The sequence below is a fragment of the Dyella monticola genome (assembly GCF_003363155.1).
In the GTDB taxonomy this organism is placed as follows: domain Bacteria; phylum Pseudomonadota; class Gammaproteobacteria; order Xanthomonadales; family Rhodanobacteraceae; genus Dyella_B; species Dyella_B monticola.
Window position 1 is genome coordinate 74,034 of the sequence record NZ_QRBE01000015.1, and the last position, 18,966, is coordinate 92,999.

10 protein-coding genes are annotated in these 18,966 nt (G+C 63.7%); 4 read left to right on the plus strand and 6 right to left on the minus strand.

Annotated features, from left to right (window positions below):
• Positions 1 to 95: 95 nt before the first annotated feature.
• Positions 96 to 2,942 (plus strand): ligand-binding sensor domain-containing diguanylate cyclase, encoded by a 2,847-nt coding sequence (locus DWU98_RS19025; RefSeq protein ID WP_158545120.1) that lies wholly within the window; start codon positions 96 to 98, stop codon positions 2,940 to 2,942.
• Positions 2,943 to 2,975: 33 nt separating this feature from the next.
• On the opposite strand, the gene DWU98_RS22015 is transcribed toward DWU98_RS19025, so the two are convergent.
• Entirely contained in the window at positions 2,976 to 3,122 is a 147-nt protein-coding gene (locus tag DWU98_RS22015) for a Rieske (2Fe-2S) protein (protein WP_158545121.1), read from the minus strand.
• A 283-nt stretch (positions 3,123 to 3,405) separates the two neighbouring features.
• On the opposite strand from DWU98_RS22015, the gene DWU98_RS19030 reads away from it, so the two are divergent.
• The 3 genes from DWU98_RS19030 to DWU98_RS19040 are packed head-to-tail and all read left to right on the plus strand — an operon-like array spanning position 3,406 to position 4,665.
• Entirely contained in the window at positions 3,406 to 3,774 is a 369-nt protein-coding gene (locus DWU98_RS19030) for a DUF6249 domain-containing protein (protein WP_115497162.1), read from the plus strand.
• On the plus strand, positions 3,761 to 4,342 hold the full coding sequence (locus DWU98_RS19035) for an RNA polymerase sigma factor (RefSeq protein WP_115497163.1): 582 nt from the start codon (positions 3,761 to 3,763) through the stop codon (positions 4,340 to 4,342). Before DWU98_RS19030 ends, DWU98_RS19035 begins: the two co-directional genes overlap by 14 nt.
• On the plus strand, positions 4,339 to 4,665 hold the full coding sequence (locus tag DWU98_RS19040) for a DUF5056 domain-containing protein (RefSeq protein ID WP_115497164.1): 327 nt from the start codon (positions 4,339 to 4,341) through the stop codon (positions 4,663 to 4,665). Before DWU98_RS19035 ends, DWU98_RS19040 begins: the two co-directional genes overlap by 4 nt.
• Before the next feature lie 20 nt (positions 4,666 to 4,685).
• Here the strand turns inward: DWU98_RS19040 and DWU98_RS19045 are convergent, their stop codons facing one another.
• The 5 genes from DWU98_RS19045 to DWU98_RS19060 all read right to left on the minus strand — a co-directional run bounded on the left by DWU98_RS19045 (position 4,686) and on the right by DWU98_RS19060 (position 18,964).
• Positions 4,686 to 13,508 carry an autotransporter-associated beta strand repeat-containing protein gene (locus DWU98_RS19045; RefSeq protein ID WP_115497165.1) on the minus strand — a complete coding sequence of 2,941 codons (8,823 nt, stop codon included), beginning with the start codon at positions 13,506 to 13,508 and terminating at the stop codon, positions 4,686 to 4,688.
• Positions 13,509 to 13,637: 129 nt separating this feature from the next.
• Entirely contained in the window at positions 13,638 to 13,772 is a 135-nt protein-coding gene (locus DWU98_RS22450; protein WP_268990249.1) for a hypothetical protein, read from the minus strand.
• A 9-nt stretch (positions 13,773 to 13,781) separates the two neighbouring features.
• Entirely contained in the window at positions 13,782 to 15,134 is a 1,353-nt protein-coding gene (locus tag DWU98_RS19050) for a sensor histidine kinase (protein WP_230474942.1), read from the minus strand.
• Positions 15,124 to 16,515: a sigma-54-dependent transcriptional regulator gene (locus tag DWU98_RS19055; RefSeq protein WP_230474943.1), complete on the minus strand. Its 1,392-nt coding sequence runs from the start codon at positions 16,513 to 16,515 to the stop codon at positions 15,124 to 15,126. Before DWU98_RS19055 ends, DWU98_RS19050 begins: the two co-directional genes overlap by 11 nt.
• Positions 16,516 to 16,543: 28 nt before the next feature.
• A complete protein-coding gene (locus DWU98_RS19060; RefSeq protein ID WP_115497168.1) occupies positions 16,544 to 18,964 on the minus strand; it encodes an ADOP family duplicated permease in 2,421 nt (806 codons plus the stop codon).
• Positions 18,965 to 18,966: the final 2 nt, after the last annotated feature.

Genomic DNA, 18,966 nt, shown 5'->3' on the forward strand with positions numbered 1-18,966 from the left:
GATATTTCCAGATTTGGTGCGCTCGCCTGGCGGTGGTCGCCGCGATCGTCGGCGCCGGCATGCTTTGGCCCGGCCCACCCGCATATGGCCAGGCGATGAGCCTCGCCTCCTTTACCCAAGCCCAGGGCCTGGGGAGTCTTGAAGACAATTGCCTGCTGCAGGACCGCCGTGGCTTTGTTTACGTATGCACGGAGAACGGGCTATTTGTCTTTGACGGACACATGTTCCAACGGATCGGGGGCGCCAACGGATTGAGTGGCAGTTTCATTTCCGATCTGCACCTGGACGCAAACGGCCGCTTATGGGTGGGCACGCGCACCGGGCTCTATGTCGGCGATGGGGAGCACTTCAGCGTCGCCACCGCGCCGGGCGATTCACTGATGATCGACCCGGGCGCCACGCTCACGGATTTGGACGGCCGACTCTACGCGGTCAGCCAACATCGGCTATGGGTCCTTGAACCCTCGCCATCGGGTTGGCGTGCCAGGCAGCGCTTCGATGCCGGTGCATTGAGCACCACGCCAGCCTTGTCGGACATCAACAGTGTGTTCGCGGACGGGCACGCGCTTTGGTTCGGATGCGGAAAATCCTTGTGTCAGTTAAGCGGCGATCATCTGCGCGTCTGGCGCGATGCCGACGGCATTCCCGACGACACCTGGACGTCCTACCTGCTCAGCCGCGACGGAACCGTGTGGGCACGCAGCCCTCGCTATATTCGCGCGCTCAAGCCTGGCGCTGCGCATTTTGTCGATCACGACCTGCGCGGATCGCACGTGGTAACGGCCTACCTGGATATGGTGCAGGACGCTCAAGGCCGCGTGCTGACGCGCAGCGACACGGGCCTCGCGCGCTGGGACGGACAGAACTGGCAAACCTTCGACAAGCACAATGGGCTGCCGGACGTCGGCATCGATGCCCTGCTCTACGATCGCAGCAATGTGCTGTGGATCGGCACGTACGGTCGCGGTGTTTTGCAGTGGCGCGGCTATGAGCGGATCCAGAGTTGGCAAACCGCGCAGGGTCTGGACAGCAGTCCGAGCTGGGCCATTGCGCGAGCCAGCACCGGCGCGCTCTGGGTGGGTGACGAACTGGGTGGGAGCATGCTGCAGCCAGGTGCATCCTTGCTCACCCCATGGCCGGTCAAAGCACCGCCGCTCGCGCAGGAGACCATCGGTCTGTATGCGCTTCCGGGCGGCGACATGCTGGTGGCCTATTACTCGGGCGAGCTGCTGCGTTATCACGCGCAAGCGGGAACGACCGAGGAGATCGCTCATTCGCCAGCCTATATCCGCCACATACAGATGGACCATCTGGGCCGCATATGGTTGTGCACCGAACGCGGCATCTATCTTCTGGATGGCAAGACACTCCATCGCGTGGGCGGCACCGTCGTTCCCGACGATGTTTTTGCCGATGCGGTTGAAGATGCACAGAACCGCTTGTGGTTCACCAGTAACGCAGGCTTGTTCCGGCTGGACAACGGACACTGGTCCCACGTGCGCGTGGTCGGCGCACCGGCCGACGACAGCTTTACGCAGCTTGATGTAACACCCGCCGGCGATCTGTATCTGGCTGGAAACTTCAACGGCCTCTGGCAGGGCCGTGCGAGCGATGCCGATACGGTGAACGTCAGTCACGTCGGCGATCAGCTAATCGACACGACCCGAATCTACTTCATCAACCACGACCGCCGCGGCTGGCTTTGGATCGGCGGCACGGATGGCGTGGAGGTATTCAACGGCCAGCACTGGCGCCGCTTGACGCAGGACGACGGACTGGTCTGGGACGACATCGCCGAGCACGCCTTTTTCGAAGATACCGATGGATCGATCTGGATCGGCACCACCAACGGCATTTCGCACATTCCCCAACCCGTCCAATTGTCCGTCATACCGCCCTTTTCCGTCGTCATCACGAGCGTCGATCATGGCCGGGCACGGCAGAGCAACGCGTCGGGCTATCGCTTCGCCTACTCACCGAGTCGCGCGCTGACCTTGCACCTTGCAACACTCGACGCACCGACTCGCAGCACCTTGCAGTACCGCTACCGTCTCGCCGGCCTGGAACAGAATTGGGTTACTTCCGAGCGCCCGCAAGTCGATTATCCGCCGCTCCGGCCGGGCCATTACACCTTCCAGGCAAGCGCATTTGATCCGGACAGCCGGCAATCGTCGAACATCGTGGAACTACCGATCGAGATCGTGCCGCCGTGGTGGCAACGCGCGCCTGCGATCATCGCCGGCTTGCTGCTGTTCGTGTTGAGCCTTGCGGCTATCTGGCAACTGCGCACGCGTCATCTGCACATGCGCGCCGCCGAGCTGGCCCGCCTGGTAGCGCAGCGCACCCGCGAGCTGGAAGTCGACAAACAAGCATTGGAAGAAGCCAGAGCAGCGCTTTGGCATCAGGCGACCCACGACGCACTGACCGGCCTTATCAATCGCTCGCATGTGCTGGACACCCTCAATCAAGCCGTCGTCCACGCGCAGGCAAGTGGCGAACCGCTGGCCGTCGCCTTGCTTGATCTGGATCACTTCAAGCGCATCAACGATGAGTTCGGCCATCTGGCGGGAGATCAGGTGCTGATTGAAGCCGCCGCACGCTTGTGCACCGAACTCCCGCCGGGCACCACACTGGGACGCTATGGCGGCGAAGAATTGCTGGCGGTCGCGCCCGGCGTTCGCGCGAACAACACGCGCCCCTTCGACACCTTGCGCCAATGCATCGAGCGCGCGCCTTTTCGCGTCGAAGGTGCCAATGTCAGCTTGACCTGCTCGATCGGCGTGGCCTGGTGCACTGCCGACGGAGGCAACAGCCTCGTGCTGATTCGACGCGCCGATGCAGCGCTTTATACGGCCAAGACCACCGGGCGCAATCGCGTGGTCATCGCTACGGACGATGATGAATTGAGTTCCGAACGGAAAAAAAGCGACGGCATCGGTTGATTCACGCGGGCGGTTTGGCCGTCTTTAAGCGCATCAATGCGGCGGCTTACGTGCCATCACCGTGCCAGGCGAAAGATTGCAGCCCGTGAACAACCGCCAGAACCAGCTATGCGCGCCACGTGTCAGCGTGACGTCAAACCCAGCCTCGCAAAGACGTGAGGCATAAGTGATGTTTGTCATCCACTTCCCGTGGAGGAGCCGGGGGCGAAAGCCATGGCCCCGCTTTATGGGCCACTGCACCAAGGTTGAATCCATTTGTGCTCATCGGCGCATCCAAGCCTGTGACACCGCAAGTACTGCGGGCAGCCACCCTCGCGCGCGGGGAAAGGGACAGGCCTGGGAGCAGGCCCGATGAGCATCGATCGCCGGTCTACCCGCCACCGAAGGCACAAACCGCAGAGAGTCGGACAAAGGCCACGCCCTTCGTTCACCATCCACCCAACTGATTTTCTGGAGCAAGACTATGGAGTTGTTCCTTGTCCCCCTCTTCGTGATGACGGCCCCCGTGCTGATCGTCCTGATTTTTCTGCGCTACCGTTATCAGCAGACCAAGGCGCGCTATCAAACGCTACTGCAGTTGGCCGACAAAGGTATTGAGCTCTCGCCGCAACTGCTGCTCGAGGCGCAGTCCGTCGACAATGAGCGACACCGCGCGCTGGTGCTCATCAGCACAGGGCTGGGCATCATGGCCATGTTCGCCGCTTTACCGGGGGAACTCGATAACGGCCGCAGCGTCAGCAGCATCTGGGGGCTGGGCCTGTTGCCGTTGATGATCGGCCTGGGTTATCTCGCCAGTTGGTGGCTGAACCGGCGCGGGGATGCGCGTGGCTGATGATGCCGCCGAGGCGCGCATCGACCAGGCGTTGGTAACCCGGGTTCTGCTGGGCAACGATCGTCGTGCGTTCGAGCAATTGCTGCGCCGCCATCATGGCACGGTGCGCGCGCAGTTGCGTCGGCTGTTGCACGGCGACGAATCGGCCGCCGATGATCTGGCGCAGGAAACCTTTCTACTGGCGTGGCGAAAGCTCGAGCAGTTCCGCGGCGAAGCGCGATTCTCCACCTGGCTTTATCGCATTGCGTATTCCTGCTTTCTCCAGGCCTATCGCAAAAAGCTGCCGTCCACCGATCAGGCGCTCGATGAGGAAGTGGAACAATTGCCCGCACCGGCATACGAAGCCGATCTGCGACTGGACCTGCAGCGCGCCATGCAACGCTTATCCACCGCCGAGCAAACCGTGCTGCTGCACTGCGTGCAACTTGGCCTGAGCCATGAAGAGACCGCCTATGTATTGGCGATGCCGCTTGGCACCGTAAAAAGCCACGCGACACGTGGCAAGGCAAAACTGAAAGCGTGGTTGGCCGATTGGCACGAAGCCCCCCGCGAGGAAAAAATCGTATGAATCAGTCCAGCGACGACGACACCATCGACGCCCTGCTACGCAAGCAGTTCGACGGGCCGATACCCGACGACGGCTTTTCCGAGCGCGTGATGCAACAACTACCGCCGCGTCGATCTCGCATTAGCTGGCCGTTGTGGGCCGGCCTGCTGGCGGGGATCATGACGTGCTGGCTAAGCCTTTTGTCCAAGCCGCTGCCCCATTTGGATTGGCGCAATTGGATGCACGGCGATTTCTCGACGGCCGCCATCACCCTGATCATGGTGACGGCCGGCATGACACTGCTGGCGTGCGTGTGGAGCATTGCGGAGGCCGACGATCGCTAAACGGGAAAATCCCGCGTTCGTCAGAAGTGCATGGTGAATCCCACGCTCAACGCGTTGTCGCGCAAGTGGCTACCGAAGAACGTTTGGTAGTCCGCATACAGACCCCATGATGCGCCCGCTTGGGCCATGATGCGCGCGCTGGCGGTGCCCAGACCCCGCCCTTGCATGGCGCCCGGCAACGCGAACAAGGTGCCGTCCTGTGCGGCGACCTGCACGATCGGTGTGGCGCTTTCGTGCGTGTCGTAGCGATAACCGAAGCTTAGTTGCGGCACATAGGCCACGCCGTGCGCGACGAAGCTATGTTCGATTGCCATCGCCGCGTAAGGCAGCAATGCGTCGTAGCGATGACTTGAGCCATCGACCGGGAAGCTCGACGCGTTGGCGTTGCTGCTGAACAAGGTTTCGCTGAAGCCGTTCAACGTCTGCTGCTGATACAAAGCACCGACTTTCGGCGTAAGACGCCATTGCGACAGCTGCAGTGGCCACGCCGCCTGCAGCGCTGCCGACAGCATGCTGCCACTCGGTGTGGCGGTGGCGGTGCCGATGCCGGTAGCGCGACGGAAGTGGTACTCGTCGTGCATGCCGTCGATCGCCGCGGTCAGCACGGTCGGGCCGGCATCGGCATACGTATACACGCCGCCATGTACGCTCTCGACACGGCCGTTACCGCCGAGCGGATCATTGCCGTTCACCTGCCCCACGCCAGCTTCCGCACCAGCGTGAATGACGTCGCCAAATGCGTAGTCGGCGCCACCCAACAGCCCGAATGTCGTGCTGTTCGAACCGTCGGCGCCATCCAGCGAAAGACTGGAACCGGTGTATTGCGCCCATGCGCCCGTTCCGCACGATGAGGCCACGTTCTGCATCGCTGCGGCATGGTCGCCATCGCATTGGGTGCCGCGCGGCATCAACGCCACGTCGAGCACGCTGCTCATATCCTGCTGCGCGGCGATGTTCACGGCGCGCATCATATTGCCGTACAAACTGCCGTCGAGCGGCGGTATTTTCACGCTGGCCGGTGGCGATGGCGGCGACGGAGGCGTTGTCTGCGACTGCGCCGTCGACAGGACGAGCTGCGTTTCTGTCGCACTGTAGGTAATTTGCGATTTGAGCGAACCGGGCACGGTGGAATTGACCGTTGCGAAGGTGCCGCTCAACGAGCCGGCCTTCACCAAGGTAAAGGTGTCGGCGCTATAGGTACCCGGCGCGAAAATCAGATCGAGTGTGCCGCCCAGCACGGCGTTGCCGCTGACGATCAGCGACGACGCCTGCGTCGGTGTGATGTCGAATTGCATCGTACCGCCGGCGTTTTGCCTGTAATTGCCGTCGATGGTGAGCGTACCGACCGACCCGCCCGGCCACAGGATACCGTCGCTTACGACATTGCCGTCGATCGTGCCATGACCACGCAGCGTACCTGCGTTTTGTACGGTGACGTCGCTGGAGATCGATGCATTGGCGGAATGGCTATCGCCCACTTCGAGCGTGCCCGCGCTAACGGTGGTTGCACCGGTGTACGTGTTTACGCTATCGAGCGTCAACGTACCCGTACCGGCTTTTGTCAGGCCGCCGGCACCGGAAAGCGTCCCGTTGAGCGTGAGCGATTGATCGCCGCTTTCCGTGAGCGCGCTGTTGAGGGCGATGTTGGCTGTCACATTCAGCGCCGTCGTGGCACCGAGCGTCGACGCGGCGGCCACGGTCAATGCACCGGTGCCGAGCGCGTTGTCGTTGCCCAGTTGCAGGTTGCCGCCCTGCAAGGTGAGGCCGCCGCTGAAGGTGTTGGATCCGCTTAGCGTCATGGCCGATGCGCCGCTCACCGTCAGCTTGCCTGCGCCGGAAATCACACCGCTCAATGCAATACTGTTTGCGTTACCTGAAACGGCCAGGGTCGAGCCCGCATTCAACACCACGGCATTGGCCACCGCTACTGCCGTGCTCGATTGCAGCGCCACCGATGCATTCACCGTCAACGCGCCGCTACCCAGTGCATGATCGTTGCCCAGATCGAGCGTGCCGCCGTTCATGAGCACGCCACCGGTGAATGTGTTATCGCCATCGAGGCTCAGCGTGGCGCTTCCGTTCTTGATCAGGTTACCCGCACCACTCACCGTTCCGCTGAAGCTCAGCGCGCCCGCGCCAGGAAGCGTAAGCGTCGTGCCTGCACCGAGATCCACATCGTTGGCAAGCGTGATGGCGCCTGCGCTATCCAGCGTTGCATCGGCCGCGACCGTGAGCGTACCGGTACCTAACGCGTTGTTGTTGCCGACAATCAGACCACCGGCATTGAGCACGGTGCCACCGCTGTAGCTACTGTTGCCGTTTAGCGTTTCGATGCCGTTGCCGTACTTGAACAGCGCACCCGAGCCGCTGATGGCGCCGCTGAAACTCTGATCGCTTGCGTCGCCAAAGCCCAGCGAATTGGTGCCAAGTGTGATCGCGCCACCCGTACCCGCCAGCACGCCGATGCTCTGATTGCTGTTTGCATTGGAAATATCCAACGTGCCGTTGTCGGCAAGCACGACCGCACCCGTTGCGGCAAGGCTGCCGCCCGCGCCGATGGCCAGCGTACCGTTGTTGATGGTCGTGCCGCCCGTGTAGGTATTGGCGCCCGTCAACGTCAGGGTGGCGATGCCGTCCTTGATCAGGCTGCCGCTACCGGCGATCGTGCCGCTCAGCGTGAGCGCATTGCCGCCGAGCACGTCGAGCGAACTGCCTGCTGCGAGGTTGACGTTGTTGGCGGCGCTGACTGCACCGCTCGCATCCAGCGACACTGCACCGCCGACATTCAATGCGCCAGAACCGAGCGCCGTAGCGTTGCCGACCACCAGGCCGCCGGCATTGAGCGCGACGCCACCGCTGAACGTGTTCGCACCGCCCAAAGTCTGCACGCCCGAACCGTTCTTGATCACGCCGCCATTGCCGCTGATGACGCCGCCAAAGCTGGTATCGCCCACGCCGTTGAGCGTGAGGTTGTTGTTGCCCAGCGTGACATTGCCGGTGACACCATCGAGCGAACCGATGCTTTGATTGCCGCCGTTGGAGATATCCAGCGTGCCGCCGCCGCTCAAACTCACGGCGCCGGTGGCTGCAAGGCTTCCGCCCAGAGCCATCGACAAGGTGCCGTCGTTGATCGTAGTGCCGCCCGTGTAGCTGTCGGCGCCGTCCAACGTCAATGTCCCCGCGCCGTTCTTCGTCAACGAACCCGTTCCCGCGATCACGCCGTTGAGCGTGATCGCATTGGAACCCAGCACATCCAGCCCGGCATTGCCGTTGAGTGCGATGTCATTGGCCACGGTCACCGCCGTCGCCGCATCCAAGGTGCTGGCACCGTTGACCGCCAGCCCGCCGACGCCCAGCGCACTGTTGTTGCCGAGGATCAAGCCGCCCGCATTGAGCGCCACGCCGCCGCTGAAGCTGCTGGCACCGTCCAAGGTCTGCACGCCGGGACCATTCTTGATCAGGCCGCCGGTACCGGTGATCGAACCGGCGAACGTCGCATTGCCGACACCGCCAAGCATCAGCGTGTTGCCGCCGAGACTGACGGTGCTGCCGGCCACGCCGCTCAAGGAACCGATGGATTGATTGCCGCCGGCGGAGATATCGAAACCCGTGCCGGCAGCGGCCAGAATCACCGCACCCGTGCCCGCGAGACTGCCGCCGGCACCGATCGCCAGCGTACCTGCGTCGATGGTGGTGCCGCCGGTGAAGGTATTGGTACCGGTCAGCGTTTCAGTGCCGGTGCCCTGCTTGATCAAGCCGCCGGTACCGGTGATCGAACCGCTGAACACACCGTTAGTGGCGCCTCCTACCGTCGTGTCGTTCGCGCCAAGATCGACCACGCCACCGCCGCTAAGCGTGCCGATGTTCTGCGTTCCACTACCGGCGGACAGATCCAGCGTGGCGCCAGTGGCCAGATTGACGAAACCGCTACCATCCAGGCTCGCACCAGCGCCCAGCGCCAGCGTGCCCGAATCGATAAAGGTGCCGCCGGTATACGTGTTGACGCCGTTCAAGGTCAGCGTTGCCGAACCTTCCTTATCCAAACTGCCGCTGCCAGACAGCACGCCATTGAGCGTAAGCGCGTTGCTACCTTCCACGATCAGTGCGGCGTTGAGATTGATGTTGTTATTGAGCGTGACGGCAGTGTCAGAATCCAGCGACGCATTGCCACCTACGGTAAGTGCGCCGGTGCCCAGCGCACTGTTGTTGCCGACGATCAAGCCACCGGCGTTGAGCGTCACACCGCCGCTGAAGGTGCTGGCGCCGTCCAGGGTTTGCACCCCGGCACCATTCTTGACTAAGCCACCGCTGCCGCTGACCACGCCGCCGAAAGCGGTATCGCCTACGCCGCCGAGCGTCAGCGTATTGCCGCCAAGACTGACGTTGCCGGAGGCACCGGCCAGCGAACCGATGGTCTGGTTGCCGCCACCAGAAATATCCAGCGTGCCGCTGCCAGCCATGGTGACCGCGCCGGTGGCCGACAAACTGCCGCCCGCACCGATCGCCAACGTGCCTGACAAAATCGTGGTACCGCCGGTATACGTATTCGCACCGGTCAGCGTAAGCGTGGAACTGCTGTTCACGGTGAGGCTGCCGCCACCGGAAATGACGCCGCCCAGGGTCAACGCGTTGCCGCCCTGCACGGTCAATCCCGCCCCCGTACCCAACACCACGTTGTTACCCAGATCGACGCCGCTGCTACTGGCCGCCAGTGTCACCGCACCATTTACGTTTACCGCGCCGGTGCCTAATGCGCTGTTGTTGCCGACGATCAAGCCGCCCGCATTGAACGCAATGCCGCCACTGAACGCGCTGGTGCCGTTCAAGGTTTGCGTACCGGAACCGTTCTTGATCAAGCCGCCGGTACCGCTGATCGAACCGTCGAAGTCGGTGTCGCCGATACCGCCAAGCATCAAGTTGTTGCCTCCCAACGCAACGCTGGTGCCGGCGACGCCGCTCAACGATCCGATCGCCTGATTGCCGCCGCTGGAGATATCGAAGCTCGCGCCGGCAACGGCCAGGTTGACCGCCGTGCTGCCTGCCAATCCGCCGCCACTGCCCACCGCGACCGTGCCGGCGTCGATGGTGAGTCCGCCGGTAAATACATTGGCGCCCGTCAGCGTCTCGGTGCCGGTGCCCTGCTTGATCAAGCCGCCGGTGCCGCTGATGGTGCCGCCGAAGATCGCATTGTCGAGGGTGCCGAAGACCAGCGAATTGGCACCGAGCAAGAGCGAGCTGCCAGCAAAGCCCGATAGATCGCCGATGGTCTGGGTGCCGTTGGCGTCAGACAGATCGAAGGCCGCGCCCAGTCCATCCAGAACCAAGGCACTGCTGCTGTTGATGCTGCCATTCGCACCCAACTGCACCGTGCCCACATTGATGGTGAGGCCGCCACTGAAGGTATTGGCACCATTGAGGATAAGCGTGTCGGGGCCATTCTTGATCAAGCCTCCGGCACCGGAAATCGCACCGTCCAGCGTCATCTGCTGGTTGCCCGCGAGCGTCAGCGCGGCGGCGAGATTGATGTTGTTGGCCAGATCGAGCGTACCCGTGCTCCCATCCAGCGCCGCCGCACCGCCGACATTCAACACGCCACTGCCCAAGGCGTTGCTATTGCCCAGCAGCAGCACGCCGCCGTTCAAGGCCACGCCACCGCTGAAATTGTTATTGCCATTGAGCGTGAGCGTCGTGCTGCCGTTCTTGATCAACGCGCCGCTGCCGGTGATGGTGCCGTTGAGAGTGAGATTCTGCGAACCGTCCACGCTCAGCCCGACACCCGTACCCAGGTCGACCGCGTTGTTCAGCGTCAGCGCTGTGGTTTCACTCAGTGAGCTATCGCCGTTGACGCTCAGAGTGCCGGATCCAAGCGCCTGTGCGTTGCCGAGCACCACGCTGCCCGCATCGAGCTGCACGCCACCGGTAAAGGTGTTGGCGCCATTCAACGTCAGCACACCGCTGCCGTCCTGAAGCAGGCTGCCGCCGTTGCTGATCACCCCATTGAGCGTGAGCGCCTGACTGCCAAACAGTTGCAAAACGCTGCCGGGACCCAGCACCACGTTGTTGGCCAACGTCACGCTCGTCGTCGTGCCCAGGCTGGTACCGAGCGCACCGTTTACCGTCAGCACGCCAGTGCCCAGCGCACTGTTGTTGCCGATCAGCAGGCCGCCCTGCGACAGCACTACGCCGCCCGTGAAGGTATTGCTGCCGCTAAGCGTTTCCACGCCGTCACCGACTTTCACCAACCCGCCGGAGCCTTCGATCAAGCCAGCGAAGGATTGATTGGTGACGTCGCCGAAGGTGAGCGTATTGGCGCCGAGATTGACGGTGCCGCCAGTGCCGAACAATTCGCCGACGGTCTGGTTGCCGCCGCCGGAAAGATCCAGGGTGCCCCCCGCCGCCAAATCCACGTCGACATTCGTCGACAACGAACCCAGCGCGCCCATGGCGACCGTGCCGCTAGTGACGATCAGGTCGCCGCTGAAAGTGCTGGCGCCATTCAAGGTCAGCGTGCTCGATCCATCCATGTTCAGGCTGCCGATGCCGCTCACGGCACCGTTCAAGGTCAGCGCATTGTCGAGCGGGAGGGTAAGCACGCTGCCGCCGGCGAGATTGATGTTGTTGGCCACGGACAACGCCAGCGATCCTATTAGCGATGCATTGCCGCTTACGCTCAGCGCACCGGTGCCAAGTCCCAGGCTGCTGCCCAGCACCACTTCGCCGGCTCTGAGGTTCAAGCCATCAAAGCTGTTGGCGCCATTCAAGATCAGCGCCGACGCGCCGTCCTTGATCACGCTGCCCGTGCCGGCGACGGTGCCGTTCAAGGTGATCGGCTGGCCGCCGAGGAAATCCAGGTCATTGCTTGCGCCGTTGATAACGAAATTGTTGGTCAGCGTCAGCGCAGCCGTGCCGTCCATGCTTACCTGGCCGCCCACCGTCACGGTGCCCGTGCCCATCGCGCTGTTATTGCCGAGCAAGAGCCCGCCGCCGATCAAGTCCGTGCCACCGGTGAAGACGCTGACGCCACCCAGTGTCTGGATACCGGTCCCGAGTTTCACCAAGCCGCCCAAACCCGTGATGGAGCCGTTGAACATGGTATTGCCCAAGCCGTTGAGCGTGAGCATGTTGACGCCCAGATTGACAGTTCCCCCCACACCGGCCAGCGAGCCGATGCTTTGATTGCCACCCAACGAAAGATCGAGCGTGGTACCGGCGGCAAGGCTGATCGCGCCGGTCGGTGACAACACGCCGCCCGCTCCTACTGCCAGCGTGCCGCTATTGAGCAAGAAGCTGCCGCTGAGACTATCCATGCTGACCAGGTTCAGCGTGCCCGCGCCGTTCCAGCTGATGCTGCCTGCACCGGACAAGCCACCTGCCAAGCTAAGCGGATTACTGCCCAGCAGCGCCAAGGTGCCCGCATTGATCTGGATGGCGTTGACAAGACTCAACGCACTCGTTGTATCGAGCGATGCACTGCCGTTCACGCTCAAGGCACCGGTACCCATCGATGCGGCGCTGCCCAGAACCAGGCCGCCGGACATCAGGGTTACGCCACCGCTGAAGGTATTGACCGCGCTCAAGGTAATCGGCGCGGTATCGCTGATGGTCAGTGCGCCAGTGAGTGGACCGTTGTCGGAGATCACGCCACTCAGCGTGAACGCATTGGTGCCTTCCAGCGAAAAATTCGCGCCGAGAGCAATCGTGTCGGCCACGTTCAAGCCCGACACGGCCGCTTCGATCCCGCCGCCGCTAACCGTCAAATGCGTGCCGAATACGCCGGCGCTGTTGAAATTGACCAGGCCGTCGTTGATCGCGGTACTCCCGCTGACAAGATTGCCCTGCAGATTCCAGGTACCGCTGTTGACGGTGAGATCCTGGAAATCCAGGTAATTGCTGGCGCTGATGGTGGTTACCGGGCCGCCCGTGCCCGAACCTGTTCCGGTCGCCGAATTCTGCAGCACCAGCATGTTGTTGCTGCCCGAACCGGCATCCACTTTGCCGGTCGCGGCGAAATTCACCGTGGCGGTGCCAGCCGTCACCGTACCGGCTGTCGCGACACCGTCGTCGTTGACGCTGGAGCCGGATACCGCCGTGAACACGTTTCCACTGGGTGTGTTGCCGAGATAGACACTGCCGTTGATCGTGCCGGCATTCAGGAAAATGTTTTGCGCGCCGGTGCCAGTGGGCGCAAGAAAACCAATGCGGCCAGTGATCGTGGCGTTAGCGGCGTTGGTGAAATTCACCGCGCCGCCACCGTAGCTGAGGATGGCCGGCGCATCGGCCGCGGTGAACGTGCCGACACCGAAAATCGACATGCCGATGCTGCCGCTGTTCTGCACCGTCGCGATACCATTCTGGCCGTTCTGAATGATCAGCGCCTGGCCGCCAAAGCCATTCAGCGAGGCGATATTCACCACTCCGTTGATCACACCGCCGGCCTGGTTGTTGACCGCAATGGCGTTACCTGCGCTATTGCCCAGAACCGCACCCGAGGCGGCCAAGTCGAGGCCGCCGTTGACAACCGGATCGATCACACCCTGGTTGTTCAGCGTGATGCCATTGCCATTCAAGGTCAGCGCCTCGCCACCCACGATCGGCGGCACGCTGAGCACGGCGGCGCTCAGGCCGCCCGAGGCGCCCTGCACGTTCACGACCACGTTGCCGATGCTGCTGGCGTAGGAGTTGGTATTGGTGCCAGCCGCACAGGTAATCACCGGACTGGCCACTGTGCACTGAGCGAAAGCGGCTTGGCTGACTGCAGCCAGCAGCACCACAGGCGTCAGCGCCAGGACGATGCCTTTGGCCAAACGGTTCCGGCGCAGACGCGCGATGCGACGCTGATGCATACCCTTTCCCCTGTGAAGTCATGCACGTCGCCCATTGCGGGCGATCAGGAGGATTCTCCCCCCGCTCGAAAACGCCGGCAAGGGTGCCAAATGGCCTCGTTCCGGCGCATGGAGGATGGCCTCAGAACATTACAAGCGTGAAGGCATGCGGGCGACCACCGGCCCGACGTTGTCGATCAACGATTCGATGTGAATGATGATTCGTTCGTTGCCGTAGCCTCGATAACGCCGGTTGATCGCCCAACCCTCGCCGGTGGCGCACACGAACGATGCTCAGTCCTCATCGGTTGCCGATGGACGGCTTGGCAACCACAGCTGCGCCAACGCACCGGGTGCATCCTTGCGCGCGATCAATGTGATGCCGCCATCGTGCGCTTCGGCAATCTGCCGAGCGAGCGTGAGGCCGATGCCGGAGCCACCCGGTTTGGTGGTGAAAAACGGTACAAACAAGTTGTCGGTCGGTGGCGGACCAGGACCGTCGTCTTCCACCTCGATGAGGATGCGTTCGGCCTGGCGACGCCAGCGCAGACGTACACCGCCGTCGGGCAGTGATGCGTCCACCGCGTTGCGCAGCAGATTGATGAGTGCTTGTTCGAGTTGGTCGGGATCGGCGTCGACCGTCAGCGGCTCGCCTGCTTCCACGATCACCGGCAGACGGTGCTCCAGCTTCGCCAGCCTGACTAGCCACACGGACAGATCCACGGCGCGCGGCTGTGGCGGCGGCAGACGTGCCAGTGTGCTGTAACGGGCGAGGAAACGCGTCAGCGCTTCGGCGCGATGACCGATGAGCTCGAGTCCGCCACAGAAATCCTCGCGCCAGTCGTCCGGCAGCGGCTCACGCGAGGCCAGCGTCGCCAGCGTGCCCGCCATCGACTGGATCGGTGCCAACGAGTTGTTCACCTCGTGGCCAAGCACACGCAACAGGCGTTGCCATGCCAGGCGTTCTTCTTCGCGCAGCACGCGGCCTACGTCGTTCACGACCAGCAATTGGCCGCCACGACCGTCACTGCGCAGCCCTGTGCGACGCACATCGAAGCGACCGCTGCGACCGGGGAACGCATGCGTGAGCAGGCGTGCACTGGGCCCTTCCAACAGTGATGCAAGGCCGAGCTCTGCCGCGCTGCGACCGAACAGGCGGTGGCGCTTGGCATCCAGCAGGCGTTGTGCGGCGGGATTGAGCAGCCGCAGCCGGTGCTGCTCGTCGAACACGAACACGGCGCTGTCCAAGGCCGCCAACGTCTTGCCGAGCAGGTAGGACGATTCCTCGAACTGCAGTCGTTCGTGCTGCAAGCGCTCGGCCAGCGCGTTGATGTCATAGATCGCATCGCCCAGCACGCCTCCCTGCACGCCGCGCAGGCTGTAATCACCGTGACGCAAGGCTTCGAGCAAGCCCGACAGCGTGTACAGGGGAAACACTACGCGCCGGTACTGCCAGCGCACCAACAGCAGCGTGGCGATGATGGCCGCGCCGACGCACGCCCAGCGCAACGAATCACCCCATGGCGTCAAGGCGAGCGCCAACGCGACAAGCAACGCCGGCATCGCCGCCAGCAGGCTGCCCAAGAGCACGCGCCGCTCGAAGCGCGGCATGCGACCTGCGCGTTGCGCGGGGGATTCAGTCGGCATCGCCGCTCGCGTCGCGCAGCTCGTGTTTTTCCAGCCGGCGATACAGCGACTGGCGGGTAATCCCCAGCGCGTCGGCGGCGCGTTGCAGGTTGCCGTCGAAGCGCCCCAGTGCGCGCTGCACCAGATGCGCTTCGGCTTGCTCCAGCGTCATACCGTCCAGATCAGCGGCCGGTTGCGGGGTGGATTGGCCAAACGCCAATGCCGCCGCGCTTACTTCATCGTGCTCGGCCAGCAGCGCCGCGCGTTCCATCAGATGTTGCAGCTCGCGCACATTGCCGGGCCAGCGCCAACCCGTCAGCGCACGCTCGGCCGACGGCGCCAAGCGCAATCCGTCGCGTCCATAGCGCGCGGCGTTGCGCATGAGGAAGCTGCGCGCCAGCGGCAGAATGTCCTCGGCCCTCTCGCGCAACGGCGGCAGATGCACTTCCAACGTATTGAGCCGATACAGCAAATCACGTCGAAAACGGCCTTCGGCCACTTCAAGCGCGAGATCGGCATTGGTCGCCGAGACCAGGCGCACATCGATTTTTTGCGTGCGCGAGGAACCGAGGCGTTCGAACTCGCCATCCTCCAGCACACGCAGCAGTTTTGGTTGCTGCGCAGCGGGTACGTTGCCCACTTCATCGAGAAACAGCGTGCCACCGTCGGCCAGTTCGAAGCGGCCGATGCGTTCGCTTTTGGCATCGGTGTAGGCGCCGCGCACGTGGCCGAACAGCTCCGATTCGAACACGCTCTCGGCGATGCCGCCCATGTTCACCTTGACGAGCGAACGCGCCGCGCGCGGCGAACGCTGGTGCAATCGCTGCGCTAGCACGCCCTTGCCGGTGCCGTTCTCGCCGAGCACCAGTACATTGGCGTCGCTCGCCGCGATGCGCTCCACCAGGGCCAGCACGCGGCGCATGGCTGGCGATTCGGCGATGAGTTCCTCGCCGGCCTCACCGCGCAGCAACGCGTTCTCCGCTTCCAGACGCCGCTGCTTGCGCGCGCTTTCGGCCAGCGCGATCTGCGCACGCAGCACGCTGACCAGACGCGCGTTGTCCCACGGCTTCTCGACGAAATCGGCAGCACCGCGGCGCATTGCCTCCACCGTGAGCGGTACATTGCCCCATGCGGTCATCGCCACCACCGGCAGCTCGGGAGCAAGTTGGCGCAACGTTTCCAGCAACGCCAACCCTTCCTCGCCCGAGGTGGTGTCACGCGAGTAGTTGCAGTCGATCAGCGCGCAGGCGAACTCGCGCTTGCGCACGGCATCCATCGCCGCGGCCGGATCGGCCACGCCCACGCTGGCGATGCTTTCGGCCTTCAGCAGCAGGCGCAGCGCCTCGCGCACATCGGCCTGATCGTCGGCGATCAGGATGGTGGGGTTCGACTCACGTGCCACGCGATCATTCATCCGTGCAGTGTAAAGGTCACTCGTAGCGCAAGGCGACGGCCGGGTCCACGCGCAGCGCGCGCAGCAGCGGCAGCAATGCGGCCAGCGTAGACACGCCGATCACCAGCAGCAATACGGGCACGAACACGGCCGGATCGTGCGCTTGCGTGCGCAGCACAGGGTCGGCCAGCACACCCGACCACGGTATGGCCAGCAGCAGGCCGATGCCCAGCCCGAGCCCGAGCTGCCACGCCAGTTGCCGCGCCACCGTGCGCACGATGGCGCCGTGCCCGGCGCCGATCGCGCGACGGATACCGATCTCGCGCGTACGCTGCGCCACCGCAAAAGCCAGCACGCCGTACAGACCTGCCGCCGCCAGCAACAATGCGACCAGGCCCAGTACGCCGAAAACGCTGCTGAGTACGATGAGGCCCACACGACTCTGCGCCATCGCGGACGCCTGGCTGCGCATGTGGTACACCGCCGCCTGCGGCTCGACAGCGTGCACGGCATCCGCCAGTTGCTGTTCGAAGTGATCGGCGGCGAGGTGCGTATGCACCGCCAACTCCACGCTATGCAACGGCCCCTGTCCCGCCGACTGATCCAGCGGCAGCAGCAGGCCGGGCAGCGACTTTTCCAGCGCGCCATCCAGTTGCAGCGGCTCGATCACGCCGACGACGGTCAGCGTAAGGGTGTGCATGCGGCCTGGCCAAAGCACCAGCGTGCGACCCAGCGCATCCAAATGCGGCCACATCGCCTGGGCCATCTTGGCGTCGACCACCGCGACCGGCGTGCTATCCGCGCGATCGCGCGCGTCGAAAAAGCGGCCCTCGCGCAGACGCACGCCATACGTGGCGAGGAAATGCGGATCGACGATGCCCATCTGCGCACGCGACCAACCCTGCGCGGGTTCGGGCTGCCCCGGCAACGCAATGGATTCGTGGCTGCCCAGCACCGCGTCGGGCACGGTATCCGATGCCGTGGCATCGACCACGCCCGCTTGCTGGTGCAGATGGTCGACGACCGCATCGAAGAAACGGATGCGCTGCGCATCGTCGGCATACGCGGCGGGTGGCAGCAGCACCCTGGCGGCAAGCACCTGTGCTGCGTGCGATGCCCCCACCACCGGTTGCGATAACACATTGCGCACGGCGTGCACGAACATCCCCGCACCCACCAAGAGCACCATCGTGAGTGCGATTTCTCCCATCACCATGGACTTGGCCACACGGGCGAAACCGCTGCCCGAGCCCTTGCCGCCGTCGCGCAACACATCCTGCAGGTCAGGGCGCGAAGCGCGCCACGCAGGGATCATTCCGGCCAGGGCCGTGCTGAGCAGCGCGGCCGCAAACGCCGCCGCCAGTACCCGTGCATCGATGCCGAAATGCATGAAGGGAGCGGCGCCTGGCGCGTTGGCGAAGTAGGTCGCCACGAGCCAGCGATTGCCCCCATGCACGACGGGCAACGCCAACGCCAGCGCGGCCACGCTGAGCAGCAGGCTTTCCAGCAGCGCGCCGACCATCAGCCGTGCGCGGCCGCCGCCCAACGCGCTGCGCAGCGCCAGCTCATGGCACCGTTGCAAGGCCTGCACCAGTTGCAGATTGGCGACGTTGACGCACGCCAGCAGCAACACCAACGTAGCCGCACCGAACATCAGCCACACCCAGCGGCGCATGTCCTCGGGCACGAAACCGTATTTCCACGGTTTGAGGGTGATACCACGCGTGCGCATATCGGTCGGCAGCGCCGCCTGCAAGCGCAGGTTCCACGCATCCAGTTCCGCACGCGCTTGTGCGAGCTGGCTCCCCGGTGCAAGGCGCGCCACAGCCCAGATGTCGCTGTGCTCTCCTGGCTGCAAGTGCATCGGCAGCCAGATCTGGTTGTCGGTCACCGGCAGGCGGCTCGCCTGCGCGGGTAGCACGCCGACCACCGTGACCCACTCGCCATCCACGCGCAGGGCACGACCGATGATGCGAGGATCGGCATGCAAGCCATGCCGCCACAAGGCTTCGCCCAGTAGCGCCACCTTCGGTGCACCGGCTGTTTCATCCGAGGGTGCAAGACTGCGCCCCAGCAACGGCTTGATGCCAAGCAACGACATCATGGATGCGCTCATGCGGCTGCCGGTGTAGTACGTCGCGCCACCACCCTCATCCACACTCACGCCGATGCCCATGTAAGCGCCCATCAGATCGACACTGCGCATGCCGTCGCGCACGTCCAGATACTGCGCGCTGTCGAGGGTTTCGATGCCAGAGCCGTTGGACGATGGCTCGCCGAGTGCCATCAGCCGGTCCGGCTGCGGTATGGGCAGCGGTTCGATGATGAGCGTGTTGACCAGTGAAAACAAAAACAACGTCACGCCCAGCCCCATGCCCAACACCACCACCGACAGCAATGCGTAACCGGGCCGACGCATCAGCCGACGCCATGCCTGGCGAAGCTCCCACACGATCATCC

Bases quoted from the DNA above. Each gene is read 5' to 3' on its own strand.
- DWU98_RS19025 (WP_158545120.1), top strand. From the start codon at position 96: ATGAGCCTCGCCTCCTTTACCCAAGCCCAGGGCCTGGGGAGTCTTGAA.
- DWU98_RS22015 (WP_158545121.1), bottom strand. From the start codon at position 3,122: ATGACAAACATCACTTATGCCTCACGTCTTTGCGAGGCTGGGTTTGAC.
- DWU98_RS19030 (WP_115497162.1), top strand. From the start codon at position 3,406: ATGGAGTTGTTCCTTGTCCCCCTCTTCGTGATGACGGCCCCCGTGCTG.
- DWU98_RS19035 (WP_115497163.1), top strand. From the start codon at position 3,761: ATGCGCGTGGCTGATGATGCCGCCGAGGCGCGCATCGACCAGGCGTTG.
- DWU98_RS19040 (WP_115497164.1), top strand. From the start codon at position 4,339: ATGAATCAGTCCAGCGACGACGACACCATCGACGCCCTGCTACGCAAG.
- DWU98_RS19045 (WP_115497165.1), bottom strand. From the start codon at position 13,508: ATGCATCAGCGTCGCATCGCGCGTCTGCGCCGGAACCGTTTGGCCAAA.
- DWU98_RS19050 (WP_230474942.1), bottom strand. From the start codon at position 15,134: ATGCCGACTGAATCCCCCGCGCAACGCGCAGGTCGCATGCCGCGCTTC.
- DWU98_RS19060 (WP_115497168.1), bottom strand. From the start codon at position 18,964: ATGATCGTGTGGGAGCTTCGCCAGGCATGGCGTCGGCTGATGCGTCGG.